The sequence below is a fragment of the Curvibacter fontanus genome, from assembly GCF_054780335.1.
The window spans coordinates 103,745-121,327 of record NZ_BAAGWN010000005.1; the positions used below are offsets into that span (position 1 = coordinate 103,745).

Below are 17,583 nucleotides of genomic sequence, written 5' to 3' on the forward strand. Positions count from 1 at the left end.
GCTTATTTCTTGGCAGCAGGCGCCTTGGCAGCCGGAGCGGCGGCCTTGGCCGGAGCAGCCTTGCCGCCAGCGGCCGGGGCCGCAGCGGGAGCGGCTGCATCGGCGGCAGCCGGTGCGGCTTCGGCAGCGTCGGCGCCAGCAACCATCACCACCGAGACCACCACCGGGTTGGCCTTGCCGTGGGTCACGGCGGTCACGCCCTTGGGCAGCTTGATGTCGGACAGGTGCAGCGAGGCACCCTTCTTCAGGCCACTCAGGTCCACGGCGATGAACTCGGGCAGATCGGCCGGCAGGCAGAGCACTTCGATTTCGGTCAGCACGTGGTTGGCGATGCAGCCATCGGTCTTCACCGCAGGCGAATTCTCGTCACCGCTGAAGTGGAAGGGCACCTTCATGTGCAGCTTGGTATTGGCATCCACGCGCTGGAAATCGATGTGCAGCACCAGGGGCTTGAAGGGGTGCATCTGCACGTCGCGCAGCAGCACCTTGTTGCTCTTGCCGTTCACTTCCATCTCGAGGATGGACGAGTGGAAGGCTTCCTTCTTCAGGGCGTGCCACAGCGCGTTGTGGTCGAGCTCGACCAGCTGCGGTTCACCGGTGCCACCGTAGACGATACCGGGCGTGCGGCCCGTGTTGCGGAGACGGCGGCTCGCACCCGTGCCCTGCTTGGCGCGCTCAAAAGCGACGAATTTCATAGTTCACTCCATAAAGAGTCCACCGCGACCAGTGAGACTCCGTTTCAACAAAGGCCCGCGGCAGTATGCGTGCGGGCCGGCTTTTTGCCCGGGTCAGAACAGATCGTCCTGGTCCGAGAACAAACTCATGACCGACTCGCCCTTGGCGATGCGGTGGATGGTTTCCGCGATCAGCGGGGCCACGTTCACCTGCCGGATCTTGGCGCAGCCGGTGGCGGCGGGGCTCAGCGGGATGGTGTTGGTCACCACCACCTCGTCCAGGGCCGTGCCCTTGGACAGGCGCTCGATCGCCGGGCCGGAAAAAATCGGGTGCGTGCAGTAGGCGTAGACCTTCTTGGCGCCGCGCTCCTTGAGCACCTCGGCGGCCTTCACCAGCGTGCCGGCGGTGTCGATCATGTCGTCCATGATCACGCAGTTGCGGCCTTCGATCTCGCCGATCACGTGCATCACTTCACTGACGTTGGCCTTGGGGCGACGCTTGTCGATGATGGCCAGGTCGCAGCCCAGCTGCTTGGCCAGCGCGCGGGCGCGCACCACACCACCCACGTCGGGCGAGACCACGATCAGGTCTTCGTATTTCTTCAGCCGCAGATCACCCAGCAGCACCGGCGAGGCGTAGATGTTGTCCACCGGGATGTCGAAGAAACCCTGGATCTGGTCGGCGTGCAGGTCCATGGTCAGCACGCGGGCCACGCCCACGGTCTGCAGCATGTTGGCCACCACCTTGGCCGTGATCGGCACGCGCGTCGAGCGCGGGCGACGGTCCTGGCGGGCGTAGCCGAAATAGGGGATCACGGCGCTGATGCGCTCGGCCGAGGCGCGCTTGAGCGCGTCGACCATGATGAGCAGCTCCATCAGCGAGTCGTTGGTCGGCGCGCAGGTGGACTGCACGACGAAGACGTCGCGGGCGCGCACGTTCTGATTGATCTCCACGGTCACCTCGCCGTCCGAAAAACGGCCGACCGTGGCGGCGCCCAGCGTGATGCCGAGGTGCTTGGCAATGTCGGCGGCCAGTGCCGGATTGGCATTGCCCGTGAAGAGCATGAAATCGGGGGGCGGAGCGACCTGCATGAACGATCCAGCGATGAGTGACTATTGACCCAGAAAAATTTGGCAGGGGAGGAAGGATTCGAACCTTCGCATGCTGGAATCAAAATCCAGTGCCTTAACCAACTTGGCGACTCCCCTACACAGGTCAACAGCTGAGTACAGCTGCCCACCGACTAACTTTTTTCGCTGGCCGCCCAACCGACGAGCGGGTGAGTCTCCAGGCTGCTGCACAAGCGGGCCTGTAAAGTGTCCGGCGCCGTCGGAACACTGAACAAAGGCGGTGCCCACGCAAACACGGCACTTCCCGAGCCTGTCATTCGTCCCGCAAGTCCCAGGGTGGCGAGCCATTCCAGAGCTTGCGTGACACCCGGGCAGAGCCGCTGGGCGACAGGCTGCAGGTCATTGCGGGCTTCCTTCAGAAAGGCCTGCGGGTCTGCAGCAAAGCCTGAAATTATAGCAGGAATACTGTCGCGCTTCAAAGCCGGGTCTGAAAAAATCGCGCGCGTCTCCAGCCCGGCCTGCGGCTTGACCACCAGCACGGGGCGAGGCGGCAGACTGACCGGTGTGATGGTTTCACCTATGCCCTCGACCCAGGCGTTGTACCCGCGCAGGAAGAAGGGCACGTCGGCCCCGAGCTGCAGGCCGATGGCGCAGAGTTGCTCCAGCGTGAGCTGGAGCCGCCACAGGCGGTTGAGCGCGAGCAGGGTGGAGGCGGCGTCCGAGGAGCCGCCTCCCATACCGGCCTGGGCCGGCAGGCGTTTTTCGATGGCGATGTGCGCGCCGTACGTGGTGCCGGTGGCAGCCTGCAGCGCCCGTGCGGCCCGCAGGATCAGGTCATCGGGAGGCAGCGGCGCCAGCAGATCTTCGCGGCTGAGCTGGCCGTCCGCGCGGCGCTCGAAGTGCAGGGTGTCGGTCCAGTCGATCAGCATGAAGACCGACTGCAGCAGATGGTGGCCGTCGGCGCGCCGGCCCGTGATGTGCAGGAAAAGGTTGAGCTTGGCCGGGGCCGGGATGTCGTGTAGCGACTGCATGCCCGGGATTATCGGATGCGGCTCAGGGCTCGATGATGAGTCGCAGTTCAGCCGCTGGCGCGGGCTGGCTGCGACGGGCTACCAGGCGGCCAGCGTCCAGTTGCGACAGATCGGCCTGCCAGCCGTCGGCAGGGGCCGGCCGGCCCTGCAGCCATTCGAACAGGGCCGCGATGGGGATGGGGGTGCCAGTGGCTTCGGTGGCCAGGGCTTCGAGCGAATCAAAGGCGCGGGTCTGTCCGTTGCTGCGCAGCAGGGCCAGTTGCGGGGTCCAGCGCAGTTGCGCCAGGGTGGTGCCCAGGGGGCTGGACAGCAGCAGTTCGCCGGCCGGGGCCTGGCCGCTGAGTTCGAAGTTGGCGAAGAAGGAAGCGGGCTCCGGGCTCTTGTCCACGCGCAGTGCCAGGCGGCCACGCCAGTAGGTCTGGGTCTGGCCATCGACCGTCGGAGCCAGCCTGGGCGGCTGGGCGCAGCCGCCCAGCAGGACGGACAAGGCACAGAGCAGGCCGGCCGCAAGGGCGCGCAGCAGGAACTTCACGGCTTGACGCGCAGGCGTTTGAGCGTTTCGACCAGGGTCTCGTTCTCGGCGTTAAGTTGCAGGCCTTCGCGCCAGATGCTCAGGGCCTGCTCGCGCTGGCCCAGGCTCCAGAGCACCTCGCCCAGGTGGGCGGCGATCTCGGCATCAGGACGCGCGCGGTAGGCTTTTTCCAGTACACGCAGGGCTTCAGGCTTGTTGCCCGTGCGGAACTCGACCCAGCCCAGGCTGTCGCTGATGAAGGGATCGTCGGGTGCGAACTCCAGGGCCTTGAGGATGAGCTGGCGCGCTTCGCTCAGGCGCACATTGCGATCGGCGAAGGAATAGCCCAGCGCGTTGTAGGCGTGGTGGTACTGCGGCTTCTCGGTGATGATGCGGCGCAGGATACGCTCCATCTCGGTCGTGTTGCCCAGCTTTTCGGCGAGCGTGGCCTGGTCGTAGAGCAGGTCGTAATCCTTGGGGTCACGCTTGGTGGCCTCGGCCAGCAGTTCGTAGGCCTGGGTGTAACGCTTGTTGTCGCGCAGCAGTTGCACCTCGCTGGAGAGCTTGACGCGTGCGTCGGCCGGTGAGCGCTCGGGCAGGTTGCGGATCAGCTCGCGCGCCTCGTCGAGGCGGCCCTGGCGCGCCAGGATGCCGGCACGCCGGCTTTGTGTGCGCACCAGGTCCTCGGGGCTGCTGATCTTGGCCAGCCAGGCCTCGGCCTGTTTGTAGTCCTTGCGCTGTTCGGCGATCTGGGCCAGGGCCAGATAGGCCTGGGCCAGGGCGCGGCTGGGTTCTTCCATGCCATCGCTGCCGCGGCGCGACTGCATCAGCTCCAGGAACTGCTTGAGCGAGCGTTCGGCCAAGGCGAAGCTGTTGTCCTGCAGCTCAAGGGTGCCGCGGATCAGCCAGGCTTCGGCGTAATCAGGCTTCTCGCTGGTGACGGTCTGCACCTGGCTGCCGGCTTCGGCATAACGCTGGGCATCGAGCAGCGCGCGCGCATAAGCCAGGCGCACCTCCACCAGGGGCCGGCCTTCCAGGTATTTGCGCACGATGGCTTCGGCGCCAGGCTGCTGGGGCGACATGAGGGCCAGGGCCAGCAGGGCCGGCCCTTCGGCGCGCGCATCCAGGGTCTGACCGCGCCGTGCGGCTTCCAGCGCGCCTGCGCTGTCCTCGTTTTCCAGCCGCATGCGGCCCACGGCGCTCCAGGCTGCCGCGCCCGTGCCGGGGTTGCCCAGGTGCTCGGCCAGGGCCTGCTCCAGCATCTCGGTGGCGAGTTTCTTGTCGCTGCTGCGTGCGAAGTAACGTGGCAGCGTGACGATGGTGAGGGCACGGTCCTTGGCCTCGGTCAATGCGATTTCGCGCTTGAGCGGCTCCACCGTTTCGTTCAGGCGGTTCAGGCCGATCAGGATCTGCAGCACGTAGCGGTTGGCGTCGCGCGAATTGGGCTGGGCCTGTTTCCAGGCGCGTGCGGCCTGCAGCGCCGATTCGCCGGCGCGCGACTGCAGGGAGATGTCGATGGCACGCTGGTACAGCCGGGCGTCACCGGTCTTGCGCGCGGCATCGAGGATCAGGGAGTAACCCACGCCTGTTTCGCCGTGCTGGGTGCTGAACTCGCCCACCATCAGTTGATAGAAAAGTTCGCCGTCCAGCGCCGAATTGGCGGGTGGGGCGGCGGGAGCCGGGTCCGGCTGCTGCGCCTGCGCCATCAGGGCGGTGGTCAGCAACAGGGTGAGTAGAGGTAGGCGTGAGAACATCAAACCATAATAATCCAAGCCAGCCTGCCCTTGCCTGCCTACTGTCATGCCTGAACTGCCCGAAGTCGAAGCCACACGCCTGAGTTTTGTCGACCGCATCAGCGGGGCCGGCATCGTCTCGGCCTGGTGTGGCAAGCCCTTGCGCTGGCCTCTGGGCATAGCGCCTGCGAGTCTGGCCGGGCGCACAGTGCGGGGGGTGCGCCGGCGTGGCAAGTACCTGCTGCTGGATCTGGACCAGGGCTTGCTGCTGCTGCACCTGGGCATGTCGGGCAGCCTGAGCTTCGCCGCCGGCCTGCCGCCGCGTGGCGTGCACGACCATTTCGAACTCGCCACGACCCGAGGCGCGCTGCGTCTGAACGATCCGCGCCGTTTCGGCGCTGTGGTCTGGGCGCCCGCCGAGGATGCGCCCGTGGCGCGCAAGCTGCTGGGTGGGCTGGGGGTGGAGCCGCTGTCAGCGGACTTTGACGTGGCGGCTTTTCATGCGGCGCTCAAGACGCGCAAATCCGCCATCAAGCAGGTGCTGCTGGCGGGCGACGTGGTGGTGGGTGTGGGCAATATCTACGCGTCCGAAGCCCTGTTTCTGGCCGGCATCCGTCCCACGCTGAGCGCGGCGCGCCTGAGCCGGCCCCGCGCAGAAAAGTTGCGCGCTGCCATCCGCGACGTGCTGGGCCGGGCTCTGGCGGCCGGTGGCACCACCTTGCGCAACTATTCCAACGCCGTGGGCGAGCGCGGCAACTTCCAGTTTGAAGCCAGGGTCTACGGGCGTGAGGCTCAGCCCTGCCGGGTTTGCGCAACGCCGATCAAGGCCATCCGGCAGGGTCAGCGGGCGACGTTTTTCTGCCCCAACTGTCAGAAAACATGAGGCTAATCAATGAGATGGATGCTATATTGACTGCTTTGCAGAATGACCTGAAGTGCGTCTAGGGGGCAGTTTTGGCTATATCTTTCAACGATCAGTTTGACCAGCACGGCACGTGGCGGCGCGAGTTCGCCCTGCGCCTGAGGCTGCTCGGCGAATGGATGAAAGACCACGACCTGCTCGACGCCGCCGTCGAGGAGCGCCTGCACCGCCTGGAGATGCAGGTCCGCGCCGACAAGGTCATGGTGGCTTTCGTCGCCGAGTTTTCGCGCGGCAAGTCCGAACTGATCAACGCCATCTTCTTCGCCGGCTATGGCCGGCGCATCATGCCGGCCAGCGCCGGGCGCACCACCATGTGCCCGACCGAGATGGGCTATGACGCCGAGGTGCCGCCTTGCCTGCGCCTGCTGCCCATCGAGACTCGCCTGCAACCCCAGTCCCTGATGGAGTGGCGCATGGTCCCCGAGAAGTGGACCCGCGTCGATCTCGACGTCAACGACCCGCAGCAGCTGGCCATGGCGCTCGAGAAGGTCTCCGAAACCCGCCGCGTCTCGCTGGAAGAGGCGCGCGCCCTGGGGTTCTGGAGCAGCCAGGTGCCCGGCGACACCCCGCTCATGGACAGCCAGGGCAAGGTCGAGGTGCCCAAATGGCGCCATGCCCTCATCAACATCGCCCACCCCCTGCTCAAGCAGGGCCTGGTCATCCTGGACACCCCGGGCCTCAACGCCATCGGCGCCGAGCCCGAGCTGACGGTCAGCCTGGTGCCGCAGGCGCACGCCGTGGTCTTCATCCTGGGCGCCGACACCGGCGTCACCAAGTCCGACCTCGAGATCTGGCGCGAGCACCTGATCACGGAATCGACCGCAGGCGACACGCGACTGGTCGTGCTCAACAAGATCGACTCGCTCTGGGACGCGCTGAGCTCGCCGGCCCAGATCCAGATGCAGATCGACCGCCAGCGCGCCACCACGGCCGAGATCCTGGGCCTGACGCGCGAGCAGGTGCTGCCTGTTTCGGCCCAGAAGGGCCTGGTGGCCAAGGTCACCGACGATGCCAAGCTGCTGCAGGCCAGTTGCCTGCCGGCAGTGGAAGAGGCCCTGGCCCAGCGCATCATGGGCCAACGCCAGCGCATCCTGGGCGCGGCCGTGGCCGTCGGCATCTCCGACCTGCAGCTTGAAGTGGGCCGGGTGCTCAACATCCGCCGCCGCGACCTCAACGAGCAGATGCTCGAGCTCAAGGGCCTTCAGGGCAAGAACGCCGCCGTGATCAAGCACATGCGCCTGCGCATCTCGCAGGAGCAGGCCGAATTCGACCGTGCCGGCGCCAAGATCCATGCCGTGCGCTCGGTGCATCTCAAGCTGCTGCGCGACGTGTTCGCGCTGCTGAGCACCAAGAGCCTGCGTACCGAGATGAACCAGCTGATGCAGTCGCTGCTGCAGACCGGCCTCAAGCTCGGTGTCAAGAAATCCTATGGCGAGACCTTCGCGCGTCTGCGCGAGAACCTGCGCCGGGTGCAGTCCCTGATCGGTGAAATCCAGATCATGTTGGGGACCTCCTTCAAGCAGCTCAACTCCGAACAGGGCTTCTCCCTGCAGCCGCCGGCCGAGCCTACCTTGCAGGCTTACATCGACAACCTGGACCAGGTCGAGCGTGGTCATCTGCAATACCTGGGCTTGGGCAATGCCTTCCGCCTGGCCCAGCCCGAGTTTGCCGACCGTCTGGTGCGCGCCCTGGCCACGCGCCTGCGCACCGTCTACCAATCGGCTCTGGGCGACGTGGAGCTGTGGAGCAAGTCGGCCGCGGCCCAGCTCGACGCCCAGCTGCGTGAGCGCCGCCGCAACTTCAGCCGCCGCCTGGAGGCGATCGACCGCATCCAGCAGGCCGCAGGTGGCCTGGACGAACGCATTGCCGAGATCAACGAGCAGTTCCGTGCGCTGGAACTGCTCGATGCCAAGCTGCTCGAACTCACGGCTTACCTGATCCGGGCGCAGGACGTCACCAGGCCCAAGGACACGGTCGCGGCCGAACTGCTGGCTTCGTGAGCCGGCCCTCGCGCCCGTCTTCTCCTTCGCCCGTGGTCCAGCCGGCCGACTGGGATGCCCGGGTGCTGCGCTGGCAGGCCCGGCACGGGCGCCAAGGCCTGCCCTGGCAGGGCACGCAGGATCCCTACCGCGTCTGGCTCTCCGAAATCATGCTGCAGCAGACCCAGGTGGTCACGGTGCGCGACTACTACGCGCGTTTTCTGCAGCGTTTCCCCGATGTGCAAGCCCTGGCGGCCGCGACCCTGGACGACGTGCTGGCCCTGTGGAGCGGCCTGGGGTATTACAGCCGCGCGCGCAACCTGCATGGCTGTGCCGTGCAGGTGATGCAGGTCCATGGCGGTGAATTCCCTCGCACGGCGGAACTGCTCCAGGCCTTGCCGGGCATTGGCCCCTCCACGGCGGCGGCCATCGCTTCCATCTGCTTTGGTCAACGTGTGGCCATCCTCGACGGCAATGTGAAGCGCGTGCTCACGCGCGCCCTGGGTTTTGACGCCGATCTGGCCAAAGGTGCCAACGAGCGCGCACTCTGGGGCCACGCCACCGAGCTGTTGCCGCAGCGCGACCTGGTGCGTGCCATGCCGCGTTACACCCAGGGTGTGATGGACCTGGGCGCCACGGTCTGCCTGGCGCGCAAGCCCCTGTGCGAGATCTGTCCCGTGATGGACATCTGTGTGGCCCGGCGTGAAGGCCGGCCCGAAAGCTACCCCGTCAAGACACGCAAGCTCAAGCGCAGTGCGCAGTCGCTCTGGCTTCTGTGGGCGCAGACGCGCGACGGCGCGGTCTGGCTGCGCCAGCGGCCCACGCCCGGCGTCTGGGCCGGTCTGTACTGCATGGAATTGTTCGAAAGCTACGATGCCCTGCGCGCAGCAGTGCCTGCGGTCTATCAGGGCCGTCTGCAGGAGCTGTCGGCTTTCACCCATGTGTTGACGCACAAGGATCTGCATCTGCATCCGGTGTGCGTGCAGCTGCCGGCGCGTGCCAGACTGTCGCAAGAGGGGGGCTGGCAGGCGGCCGATGCCTGGCCCAGCCTGGGTCTGCCGGCGCCGGTGCGCAAGCTGCTGCAGGGCTGAAGCCGGGGCTCAGCCGCCGATTTCGCGGTGGCGCCGCAGCGTGGCCCAGCGCGTGGCAAAACGGCGCGCCAGCTCCTCCACCAGATAGACCGAACGGTGCTGGCCGCCCGTGCAGCCTATGGCTACCGTCACGTAGCTGCGGTGGTTCTGCGACATGGCGTCCATCCAGTGCGTGAGAAAAGCCTCGATGTGCGCCAGCATGCGGCCGACCTCGGGCTGGGCGTACAGAAAGCTTGCCACCGGCTCGTCGCGGCCAGTCAGCGGGCGCAGTTCGGGTTCGTAATGCGGGTTGGGCAGCATGCGCACGTCGAACACATAGTCGGCGTCGACCGGGATGCCGCGTTTGTAGGCGAAGGACTCGAAGACCAGTGTGAGCTGGCTGCCGGGCAGGCGTATCACTTCCTTGATGTAACCCTGCAGCTGCGAAGGCCGGATCAGGCTGGTGTCGATCACATGGGCCTGCTCGCGCAGGGCGGCCAGCAGCTCGCGTTCAAGCTCGATGGCTTCCACCAGCACGCGGTTGAGGTCGACGCCCTCGCTCATGGCCTGGGACAGCGGGTGCTTGCGTCGCGTTTCCGAATAACGACGCACCAGCGTATCGGTGGAGGCATCGAGGAACAGCGATTTGATCGCGATGCCCTGCTGGCGCAGCGTGGCCAGCAGCGCCGGCACCTGGGGCAGGGAGGTGGCGCTGCGCACGTCCATGGCGATGGCCACGCGGCTGGCCTGGTGCTGCTGTTCCAGCGTCACGAAAGGCAGCAGCAACTCGGGCGGCAGATTGTCCACGCAGTAATAACCGGCGTCTTCCAGCGCGTTGAGCGCCACCGACTTGCCGGAGCCGGACATGCCGGTGATGAGGACGATTTCCATGGCCATGCCGTCCCGCTCAGCTGCCGGACTGCAGCATTTCCTTGGCGTGGGCCAGGGTGGTGCTGGACAGGCGTTCGCCCCCCAGCATGCGCGCGATCTCGGCCACGCGGGCCTCGCCCTGCACCGGTGTCACCGTGCTCAGCGTGACCTGGCCCTGGCGCTGCTTGGCCACCACCAGGTGGTGGTCGGCGCAGGCGGCCACCTGCGGCAGGTGCGTCACGGCCATGACCTGACGGTCACGACCCAGCTGTTTCATGAGGCGGCCCACGGTCTCGGCCACGGCGCCGCCGACGCCGGCATCCACCTCGTCGAAGATCAGGGTCTGGGCCGTGCCGAGCTGGCTGGTGGTGACGGCGATGGCCAGCGCGATGCGAGAGAGCTCCCCCCCCGATGCGACCTTGCCTACCGGGCGTGGCGTGCTGCCGGCGTGACCGGCCACCAGGAAGTGGACCTCTTCCAGGCCGCTCTGCAGGGGGTGTTCTGCTTTCTGCAAGGCCACCTCGAAGCGCCCGCCCTGCATGCCCAGGCCCTGCATGGCCAGGGTGATGGCCTGGGCCAGCTGGGGTGCGGCCTGGGTCCGGGCCTTGGAGACGGCCTGGGCCTCTTTCATATAGGCGGCCGCGGCCTGTTGCTCGGCGGCTTCCAGGCTGGCCAGATCGGCCGCGGCATCGAGTTTGGCCAGCTCTTCATGCCAGCCGCTCAGGGTGGCCGCCAGTTCTTCGGGCGGGCGCTTGTAACGACGCGCCAGCGACATCCATGAGGTCATGCGCGTGTCCAGCTCGGCCAGACGCTCCGGGTCCAGGTCGGTGCGGCGCAGGTAGGTGCGCAGGCTGTGCACGCTGTCTTCCACCTGCGCCAGGCTGGAGTTCAGCACCTCCACCAGGGACTTGAATTCAGGCTCCAGGTGCTCCTGATTTTGTAGCGACTGGCGGGCACTGCCCAGTGCGTGTGCGGCGCCGCCGTCCTCGCCCTCGAGCGCGTCCAGCGCGCCCTGGGCGGCATCGAGCAGGGCCTGGGCATGGGCCAGGCGGCTGTGATCGGTGTTCAGTGTTTCCCATTCGCCGGCCTGGGGGCCGAGCTTTTCCACTTCGCCGATTTGCCAGCCCAGGCGTTCGCGTTCGCGTTGCAGGCTGTCCTGGGCCCTGCGGGCTTCGTCCAGCGTGGCCTGTGCCTCGCGCCATAACCCCCAGCTGTGGCTGAGGGCGCTGGTGTCGAGCTGGGCATAGGCGTCGAGCAGGCCGCGCACGGCCTCGGCGCGCGTCAGGCTTTGCCAGGCGTGCTGGCCATGGATGTCGAAAAGACGTTCGCCCAGCTCGCGCAGCTGGGTCGCGGTGGCCGGGCTGCCGTTGATCCAGGCGCGGCTTTTGCCCTGCGTGTCCACGGTGCGGCGCAGCAGCAGGGTGAAACCGGGGTCGAAGCCCGGGTTGAACCCGGCTTCTTCCAGCCAGCTCAGCAGGGCGGTGCATTCGCCGAATTCGGCGCTCACGTCGGTGCGGCTGGCGCCTTCGCGGATCAGGCCCGTGTCGGAGCGGGCGCCGGTGACGAGTTGCAGGGCATCGATCAGGATGGACTTGCCGGCACCGGTCTCGCCGGTCAGCACGCTGAAACCGCTTTCGAGCTCGAGTTCGAGCTCGCTGATGATGACGAAGTCCCGCAGGACGATGCGTTTGAGGCTCACAAGCCGGTCACTCCCTCGTTCCAGTGCAGCTTCTGCCGCAGGGTGTCGAAATAACTCCAGCCGCGCGGGTGCAGAAAGCGCACGCTGTGCTCCGAGCGCCGCACGATGATGCGGTCGCCCTGCTGGAGGGACGCCAGGGACTGCATGTCGAAGTTGGCGATGGCTTCGCGGTCCGAGGCGATCTCGATGGCCACCTCGGACTGGCTGGACAGCACGATGGGCCGGTTGGACAGGGTGTGCGGTGCGATCGGCGCCAGCACCCAGCCGGCGATGGCCGGGTGCAGAATGGGACCGCCGGCCGACAGCGAGTAGGCGGTGGAGCCGGTCGGGGTGGCGATGATCAGGCCGTCGGCGCGCTGCTTGGCCACGAAATGGCCGTCCACCTCCACGCGGAGTTCCACCATGCCGGAGGAATTACCCCGGTGTACCACCACATCGTTCATGGCCAGGGTGTCGAAGACACAGTTGCCTTCGCGCAGCACGCGGGCGTGCATGAGCTGGCGCTGCTCTTCCTCGTATTCACCGCGCAGCATGGCTGGCAGCACAGTCTCGAAGCTGCCGAAGGGGATATCGGTCATGAAACCCAGGCGGCCGTGGTTGATGCCGATCAGCGGCACGCCGGAGCTGGCCAGCTTGCGGCTGATGCCCAGCATGGTGCCGTCACCGCCCACCACCAGGCCCAGGTCGCATTGCTGGGCGATGGCGCTCAGATCCCGCACCGGGTAACCGTCCAGACCGGCGTTGGTGGCGGTCTGCTCCTCCACCACCACAGCACAGCCCTGCGCCTGCAGGAAGGCCGCAATGTCGGCCAGCGCCGGTCGCGCGCGGCTGCCCTGGCTGCCGCCCGCGACGGTCTGGTACTTGCCGATCAGGGCCACCTGGCGGAATCTGGAGTTCATTCGCAAATTACATCATTAAAATGATCCCATGCTCGATGACCGCGCCAAGTTGTTGTTGAAAACGCTGGTGGAACGCTATATCGCTGAGGGGCAACCCGTCGGCTCGCGTACGCTCTCGCGTGCTTCCGGTCTGGAACTGTCCCCGGCGACCATCCGCAACGTGATGTCCGACCTGGAGGAGCTGGGCCTGATCGCCAGCCCGCACACCTCGGCCGGGCGTGTGCCCACCGCACGTGGTTACCGCCTGTTTGTCGACACCATGCTGACCGCCCAGCGCGAGCAGATCACCACGCCCAGCCTGACGCCGGACCAGCCGCAGAAGGTCATCTCCAGCGCCGCCAACCTGCTGTCGTCGCTGTCGCAGTTCGTCGGGGTGGTCATGTCGCCGCGCCGTTCCTCGGTGTTTCGCCATATCGAGTTCCTGCGCCTGGGTGAACGCCGCATCCTGGTCATCCTGGTCTCGCCCGAGGGCGACGTGCAGAACCGTGTCATTTTCACCGAGACCGACTACTCGCCCTCGCAGCTGGTCGAGGCCTCCAACTACCTCAACGCCCACTACATGGGCCTCACGCTGGAGCAGGTGCGCGAGCGCCTGCAGGCTGAGGTGGACACGCTGCGCGGGGAGATCGCCAAGCTGATGCAGGCCGCGGTGACCGTGGGCACCGAGGCCATGACGCAGCCGCAGGACGAGGTGGTGATCTCCGGCGAACGCAACCTGCTGGCGGTGTCGGACTTTTCCAGCGACATGGGTCACCTGCGCCGCGCTTTCGATTTGTTCGAGCAGAAGGCTCAGCTCATGCGCCTGCTGGACATCGCCGGCCAGGCCGAGGGCGTGCGCATCTTCATCGGCGGCGAAAGCCAGGTGGTGCCCTTCGAGGAACTCTCCGTGGTCAGCGCTCCCTACGAGGTGGATGGCCAGGTGGTGGGCACGCTGGGTGTGATCGGCCCCACGCGCATGCCCTACGAGCGCATGATCCAGATCGTGGACATCACCTCCAAGCTGCTGGGCAATGCACTGAGCCACCACAAGTAGACCCGTACAATCACGCCTTCGGTCGGGGCGTTAGCTCAGCTGGTTAGAGCAGGGGACTCATAATCCCTTGGTCGGGGGTTCAAGTCCCTCACGCCCTACCATTATTCATGGGGATAGTGTGCTATTGAAAACGTAGCACGTCTTTTTATTTTTTGCTCATGTAGCCATCATGTAGCCGTGCGCGCTTTGTTTCGCCGACGTCGCCGGAGTTTGGTTGGCTGAATTGATGTGCCGGGACGCCTATCAATATCCATAAGAACGTCGCGCGCCCTGTAAGCGTTGTAATGCAGGAGTTGTTCGAACAGGTCTAGCCCGTTTGTTCTGTGAGGCTCGTCTTGGCGTTGAAGAGTCAGGGCGACTCGTACCAGAGACTCAGCGTCGAGTGCGGATCCAGTGGAGAGATTACCGACATCTTCTTTGTAGATGTCGAGCAATCGCTTCGCAATTTTGTAAACAAGATCGGGCGCTTGGTCAATTAGATCTGAGACGCTGTCGACGATATGCGACCGGCTTCTGGTGAAGTCTAATGATCGGCCATCGGCGAATGCGTCCAGAATTGACCTGGTTATTGCGTCGTGCGAAAGCTCTCCAGATACTCTGAACCAGTCGATTGCGGCTGTCGCTGTGTCGCTGTCTGTTGAATCCATCCCGACGCAAAGGATGGTCACTAGAAGAGCTCTATCTTTTGCGTCAATCCACAGATGCGCTGCGGCATACATGAGTCCTCGCGCCTTCGATGAATTCTTTATAGGGTCGTGTTCGGCATCAGCGAGTATCTGGTCAATCTCAGATCGACTCCAGTCATCATCAATTAGTAGCACAGCTCTTAAAACCAGAAGCTCAGCATAAATCTGCAAAGCAAGCGGGGTTCCTATGTCGCCAATTTTCTTGATCCAAGATCTTGTTAGGTCCCTCGAAGCCCATCGCAAAGAATGTGCGACAAGGTGAACGCCATTTCGTCGTATTAATAGTGAGTCGTGAGCCTCAAAGAGTCGATGCAGGAAATTCTGTGCCGCTTCATGATTGCAATGCGTAAGTCGGCTGAGAGCCCCGCCAGCCATGGCGTCCCAAACTCTTAGGCTGTCGCCACGGTCTAAGTGTTGGTTCAAGAGAGAAATAATCCGCCCGGATGGCGTTGGTGTACGAGCGATTAATCCAAAAAACAATGCGTCAAGAATTGGATAGCTTCCGTGCGGTAATACGTACGCACCGCCGTATCCCCAAAGAAAACTTTCTTTTCGCTCATCACGAGTGGTCCGGTCTTCGGAGACCTCGTTTTGAACATCGTCATTCGAAAATTCAAAAGTAGCCAGCCACTTAGACAGAAGATCAATGCCGGCATCTGGAATGCCGATATTCGATTTGACGCGCTTTCGGAAAGCTGCGGCTGCAGATTCTCGAAATTCTTGACCAGAAAAACCCTTTGCATCAAGCGCGACCACCAAGTCAATTAGCGCTTGAGAAGATAGTTGATCTTCCTCGAGTTCACGGATGGCATACGCTGCCGGTCGCTGTTGCGTCGCCGGATCGAGCGTGTAAATCACGGCAATCGCTCGTGCCGGATTCTTCTTCGCAAACTGAGAAAATTCACGTGATACCTCGATGCTTCCGCCGTATTCTTTGAAAGGATCGCCCCATTCGGTTGAATCAGGGAATGCTGCGAGAAAATTTTGAAGCGTTCTTGCATCTGCTTGCTCCATCTCGCTGGAACTCATCGCGCTTTGAGATGAAATCATTTCGATCTCTCGGCGTTCATCCTTGAAGGATTTGAAGATTCTCAACTCGCTTGCAATGAGCTGATTAGTTTCTTGCGATAGTTGGCTTGAAGGAAACTGCAGAAGAAGTCGCAAGCGAAACTGCCGTTCGTAATTTGAAAAAAGCCTCCGAGTTTCGAGATCTTCTTCTTTTGCGGTTTCTTTATAGATCCTCGCTCCTAGAATATATCTTTCGAGTCGATGCGAGCCCTCTGCATCTAGATGCGGAACGAGTGCTCTTAAGAGAATTTTCGTTTCGCGCTCATCTTCGTGGTAATTTTCTAGAGAGAGCCGTCTTGGATCGTCCGTCAGGTAGGTGAGTACAGTGTTTGGCGATGATTCTGCAATCTCGCATAAACCGAGTGCAAGTAGTCGATGCACGGTCATGGATTCACTAGTCTTGTTCTGATCGAGGAACTCTTGAAATTTGGCAGGACTTTGCTTCGCTAGGCAGCGAACAGCATATGCAAAAGAATCCATCAACGCATATTCGTATCCCTGACGTTCGTTGTCGATTTCTAGATTCGTTGCCAGCAAATAGTCTGCCTGGTAAGCCACTTGCTTACTCTGATTTTCGCAAGCAATAGTTTCAATGGCTTCACGTATCGGAGGCCACAAAAACTCGAGATACGCACCGGGTCCTGCCTCAGCAATCGCGGCCACCTCGTGCCAGTCTGTCGTGCTCTCAAGGATTCGCTTTAGTGGGTCTTGGAAATCTTTAGGAGTTTGTTCACTGATAGGGCTTTCGAGCGTATGGCCTGCTTCTGCGGCTCGGTGCTTATTTCTCTCAGTAAAGGCGGCATGCATCTGTTTCTTAAGGTGCGCAGCAAGGATCTCAGGGGCGAGATCGGGTTGCTCCATTGAAACGGTTGCGGCAAGATCTCTAACAAGGAATGTTTGAAGATCTAAGCTGTCGATTATTGAAATTGCAAGGTCAACAGAATTTCTCTTCCACTTTTCAAGACCGCGCAAAACATTCCATGCATTGAAACGTTTCTGATCATCGGATTGCCAATGTGCTTTGATGAGCTCCAGTATTCGGTTCTCTGCAAATGACCAAGCGCTTGTGAGGACGCGGACGGTTGACCAAGATAGTTGCGCCGAGGATTCCATGGCGGCCGGAATAATGTCGCGATGAATGGCGTCAAACCAAGTGTTATGTCCGGCAACAGCGGAAAAAGCATTTGGGCCGAATATCGGATCCAGGAAGACTGGACGAAGAAGTTGGATTTCAAAATCGAGAGGAGGCTCTTGTTGTCCAACAAATTCAATTAGCAACATCCGAATGTGCGCGCGTAATCCTTCGGCCCTCCAAATTGTCGAGAGCTCAGTGCGATAAGAGTTCGAATCGCTTCCTCGCAGGTAGTGGAGGGCGCTCCAGAGCTTCGGGCGAACAAAAAGACCAGTTTGACGCTCCAGAACATAGCGACTAAGTGATTGCTCTTTGGCAATAAATGCGCGTGCGCGGGAGAAGTCAAAAAGCGTCTGATGAGTGAAGCTTATCTGCCTCCCCGTGTGATCGAATTGCAGGATTCCAGCACCGACCACATAGTCAAGGGCTGCTCTGTGAGAATCATATCGCGCAGATGCCACGAACATGACCTCTCGCTCTGCCATTTCGGTGGCGATGTCATGTAAGAGCTCACTGGCGCCATGAATGGCGGACAGACCAAACAAGCGTTCGGTCCAAACACGCTCGAGCATTGTCTGATAACTCTCAAAGATCCCTAACTCATCCCCTCGAGAAAAATGCTGCAAGAAGAACTTTAGACACTGTGGTGTGCGAAGAATCTCCCGAAACCCCTCCGGCCAAGCCGCTGAGTCAATCCCTTTTTCTTTAAGCAGAATTTCAATCGTTACCCAAGAGGGGAGCTCGAGTTGAATTTCTTCAGCATCAATCGCGCTCAATCGGGCGTCGTAGTTTCTGTCAAAGGTGCGACAGGATGAAACGATATGAACGTTTTCAATGTCTTTGACCTCACGTACAAGTCGCAAAATGATCGTCAAGCGGTCTGTTCGTAAGTCAATTAGTTCGCTCAATGCGTCAAGCTGATCGACAAGTAAGACCACTCTCTTTGTCGCTGCGACATGCTGAATACAGTCGGCAACCGTAGAGGGGAGCTCAAAAAGTGTTTGTAGAGCGGCAGGAGAATTAAGATCGGCAGGCAGCTGATCTGCTCGTATCGCCAATACGGTGTGGCCCTCGTCAATTAGGGAAGGTCTGAACAAGTCATAAAACCGCCACGCACAGCCCGATGCGCAAGGCGAACACGACGCGCAGGAGCAGATCGTAGCCGCCCGAAGGAGGTTTGCGGCGCAATCTGCGCCCCTTTCGCG

The 17,583-nt window shown here is 62.7% G+C and carries 13 protein-coding genes and 2 tRNA genes; 5 read left to right on the plus strand and 10 right to left on the minus strand.

Features of this window, described 5'->3' with window-relative positions; translation table 11 throughout:
• Nucleotides 1-2 precede the first annotated feature (2 nt).
• From ACYVH8_RS03520 to ACYVH8_RS03545, 6 genes are all read right to left on the minus strand, one after another.
• On the minus strand, nucleotides 3-695 hold the full coding sequence (locus ACYVH8_RS03520) for a 50S ribosomal protein L25/general stress protein Ctc (RefSeq protein WP_460487499.1): 693 nt from the start codon (nucleotides 693-695) through the stop codon (nucleotides 3-5).
• Between the two features lie 93 nt (nucleotides 696-788).
• Nucleotides 789-1,766: a ribose-phosphate pyrophosphokinase gene (locus ACYVH8_RS03525; RefSeq protein ID WP_460487500.1), complete on the minus strand. Its 978-nt coding sequence runs from the start codon at nucleotides 1,764-1,766 to the stop codon at nucleotides 789-791.
• Nucleotides 1,767-1,806: 40 nt separating this feature from the next.
• Nucleotides 1,807-1,883 (minus strand) — tRNA-Gln (locus ACYVH8_RS03530).
• Between the two features lie 35 nt (nucleotides 1,884-1,918).
• Complete coding sequence (ispE, locus tag ACYVH8_RS03535) at nucleotides 1,919-2,776, minus strand: 4-(cytidine 5'-diphospho)-2-C-methyl-D-erythritol kinase (RefSeq protein WP_460487501.1); 858 nt, start codon at nucleotides 2,774-2,776, stop codon at nucleotides 1,919-1,921.
• A 22-nt stretch (nucleotides 2,777-2,798) separates the two neighbouring features.
• The gene (locus ACYVH8_RS03540) at nucleotides 2,799-3,308 is read right to left on the minus strand and encodes an outer membrane lipoprotein LolB (RefSeq protein WP_460487502.1); all 510 of its coding nucleotides are present in this window, start codon (nucleotides 3,306-3,308) and stop codon (nucleotides 2,799-2,801) included.
• Nucleotides 3,305-5,041: a tetratricopeptide repeat protein gene (locus ACYVH8_RS03545; protein WP_460487503.1), complete on the minus strand. Its 1,737-nt coding sequence runs from the start codon at nucleotides 5,039-5,041 to the stop codon at nucleotides 3,305-3,307. Before ACYVH8_RS03545 ends, ACYVH8_RS03540 begins: the two co-directional genes overlap by 4 nt.
• 46 nt (nucleotides 5,042-5,087) lie before the next feature.
• Between ACYVH8_RS03545 and mutM the strand changes: the two genes are divergently transcribed.
• The 3 genes from mutM (at nucleotide 5,088) to mutY (ending at nucleotide 9,012) form a co-directional block, all read left to right on the plus strand.
• The gene (mutM, locus tag ACYVH8_RS03550; protein WP_460487504.1) at nucleotides 5,088-5,903 is read left to right on the plus strand and encodes a bifunctional DNA-formamidopyrimidine glycosylase/DNA-(apurinic or apyrimidinic site) lyase; all 816 of its coding nucleotides are present in this window, start codon (nucleotides 5,088-5,090) and stop codon (nucleotides 5,901-5,903) included.
• A gap of 71 nt (nucleotides 5,904-5,974) precedes the next feature.
• On the plus strand, nucleotides 5,975-7,942 hold the full coding sequence (locus tag ACYVH8_RS03555; protein ID WP_460487505.1) for a dynamin family protein: 1,968 nt from the start codon (nucleotides 5,975-5,977) through the stop codon (nucleotides 7,940-7,942).
• The gene (mutY, locus tag ACYVH8_RS03560; protein WP_460487506.1) at nucleotides 7,939-9,012 is read left to right on the plus strand and encodes an A/G-specific adenine glycosylase; all 1,074 of its coding nucleotides are present in this window, start codon (nucleotides 7,939-7,941) and stop codon (nucleotides 9,010-9,012) included. Before ACYVH8_RS03555 ends, mutY begins: the two co-directional genes overlap by 4 nt.
• A 9-nt stretch (nucleotides 9,013-9,021) precedes the next feature.
• Here mutY and rapZ read toward each other — a convergent pair whose 3' ends face one another.
• From rapZ to ACYVH8_RS03575, 3 genes are read right to left on the minus strand one after another with little or no spacing between them, the layout of a single operon-like run.
• Nucleotides 9,022-9,888: an RNase adapter RapZ gene (gene rapZ, locus ACYVH8_RS03565; protein WP_460487507.1), complete on the minus strand. Its 867-nt coding sequence runs from the start codon at nucleotides 9,886-9,888 to the stop codon at nucleotides 9,022-9,024.
• A gap of 10 nt (nucleotides 9,889-9,898) precedes the next feature.
• Nucleotides 9,899-11,560: a DNA repair protein RecN gene (gene recN / locus ACYVH8_RS03570; protein WP_460487508.1), complete on the minus strand. Its 1,662-nt coding sequence runs from the start codon at nucleotides 11,558-11,560 to the stop codon at nucleotides 9,899-9,901.
• The gene (locus ACYVH8_RS03575; protein ID WP_460487509.1) at nucleotides 11,557-12,459 is read right to left on the minus strand and encodes an NAD kinase; all 903 of its coding nucleotides are present in this window, start codon (nucleotides 12,457-12,459) and stop codon (nucleotides 11,557-11,559) included. Before ACYVH8_RS03575 ends, recN begins: the two co-directional genes overlap by 4 nt.
• Before the next feature lie 28 nt (nucleotides 12,460-12,487).
• Between ACYVH8_RS03575 and hrcA the strand changes: the two genes are divergently transcribed.
• On the plus strand, nucleotides 12,488-13,492 hold the full coding sequence (hrcA, locus tag ACYVH8_RS03580; protein WP_460487510.1) for a heat-inducible transcriptional repressor HrcA: 1,005 nt from the start codon (nucleotides 12,488-12,490) through the stop codon (nucleotides 13,490-13,492).
• Between the two features lie 24 nt (nucleotides 13,493-13,516).
• Nucleotides 13,517-13,593 (plus strand) — tRNA-Ile (locus ACYVH8_RS03585).
• Nucleotides 13,594-13,659: 66 nt separating this feature from the next.
• Here the strand turns inward: ACYVH8_RS03585 and ACYVH8_RS03590 are convergent.
• Nucleotides 13,660-17,475 carry a hypothetical protein gene (locus ACYVH8_RS03590; protein WP_460487511.1) on the minus strand — a complete coding sequence of 1,272 codons (3,816 nt, stop codon included), beginning with the start codon at nucleotides 17,473-17,475 and terminating at the stop codon, nucleotides 13,660-13,662.
• Nucleotides 17,476-17,583 lie beyond the last annotated feature (108 nt).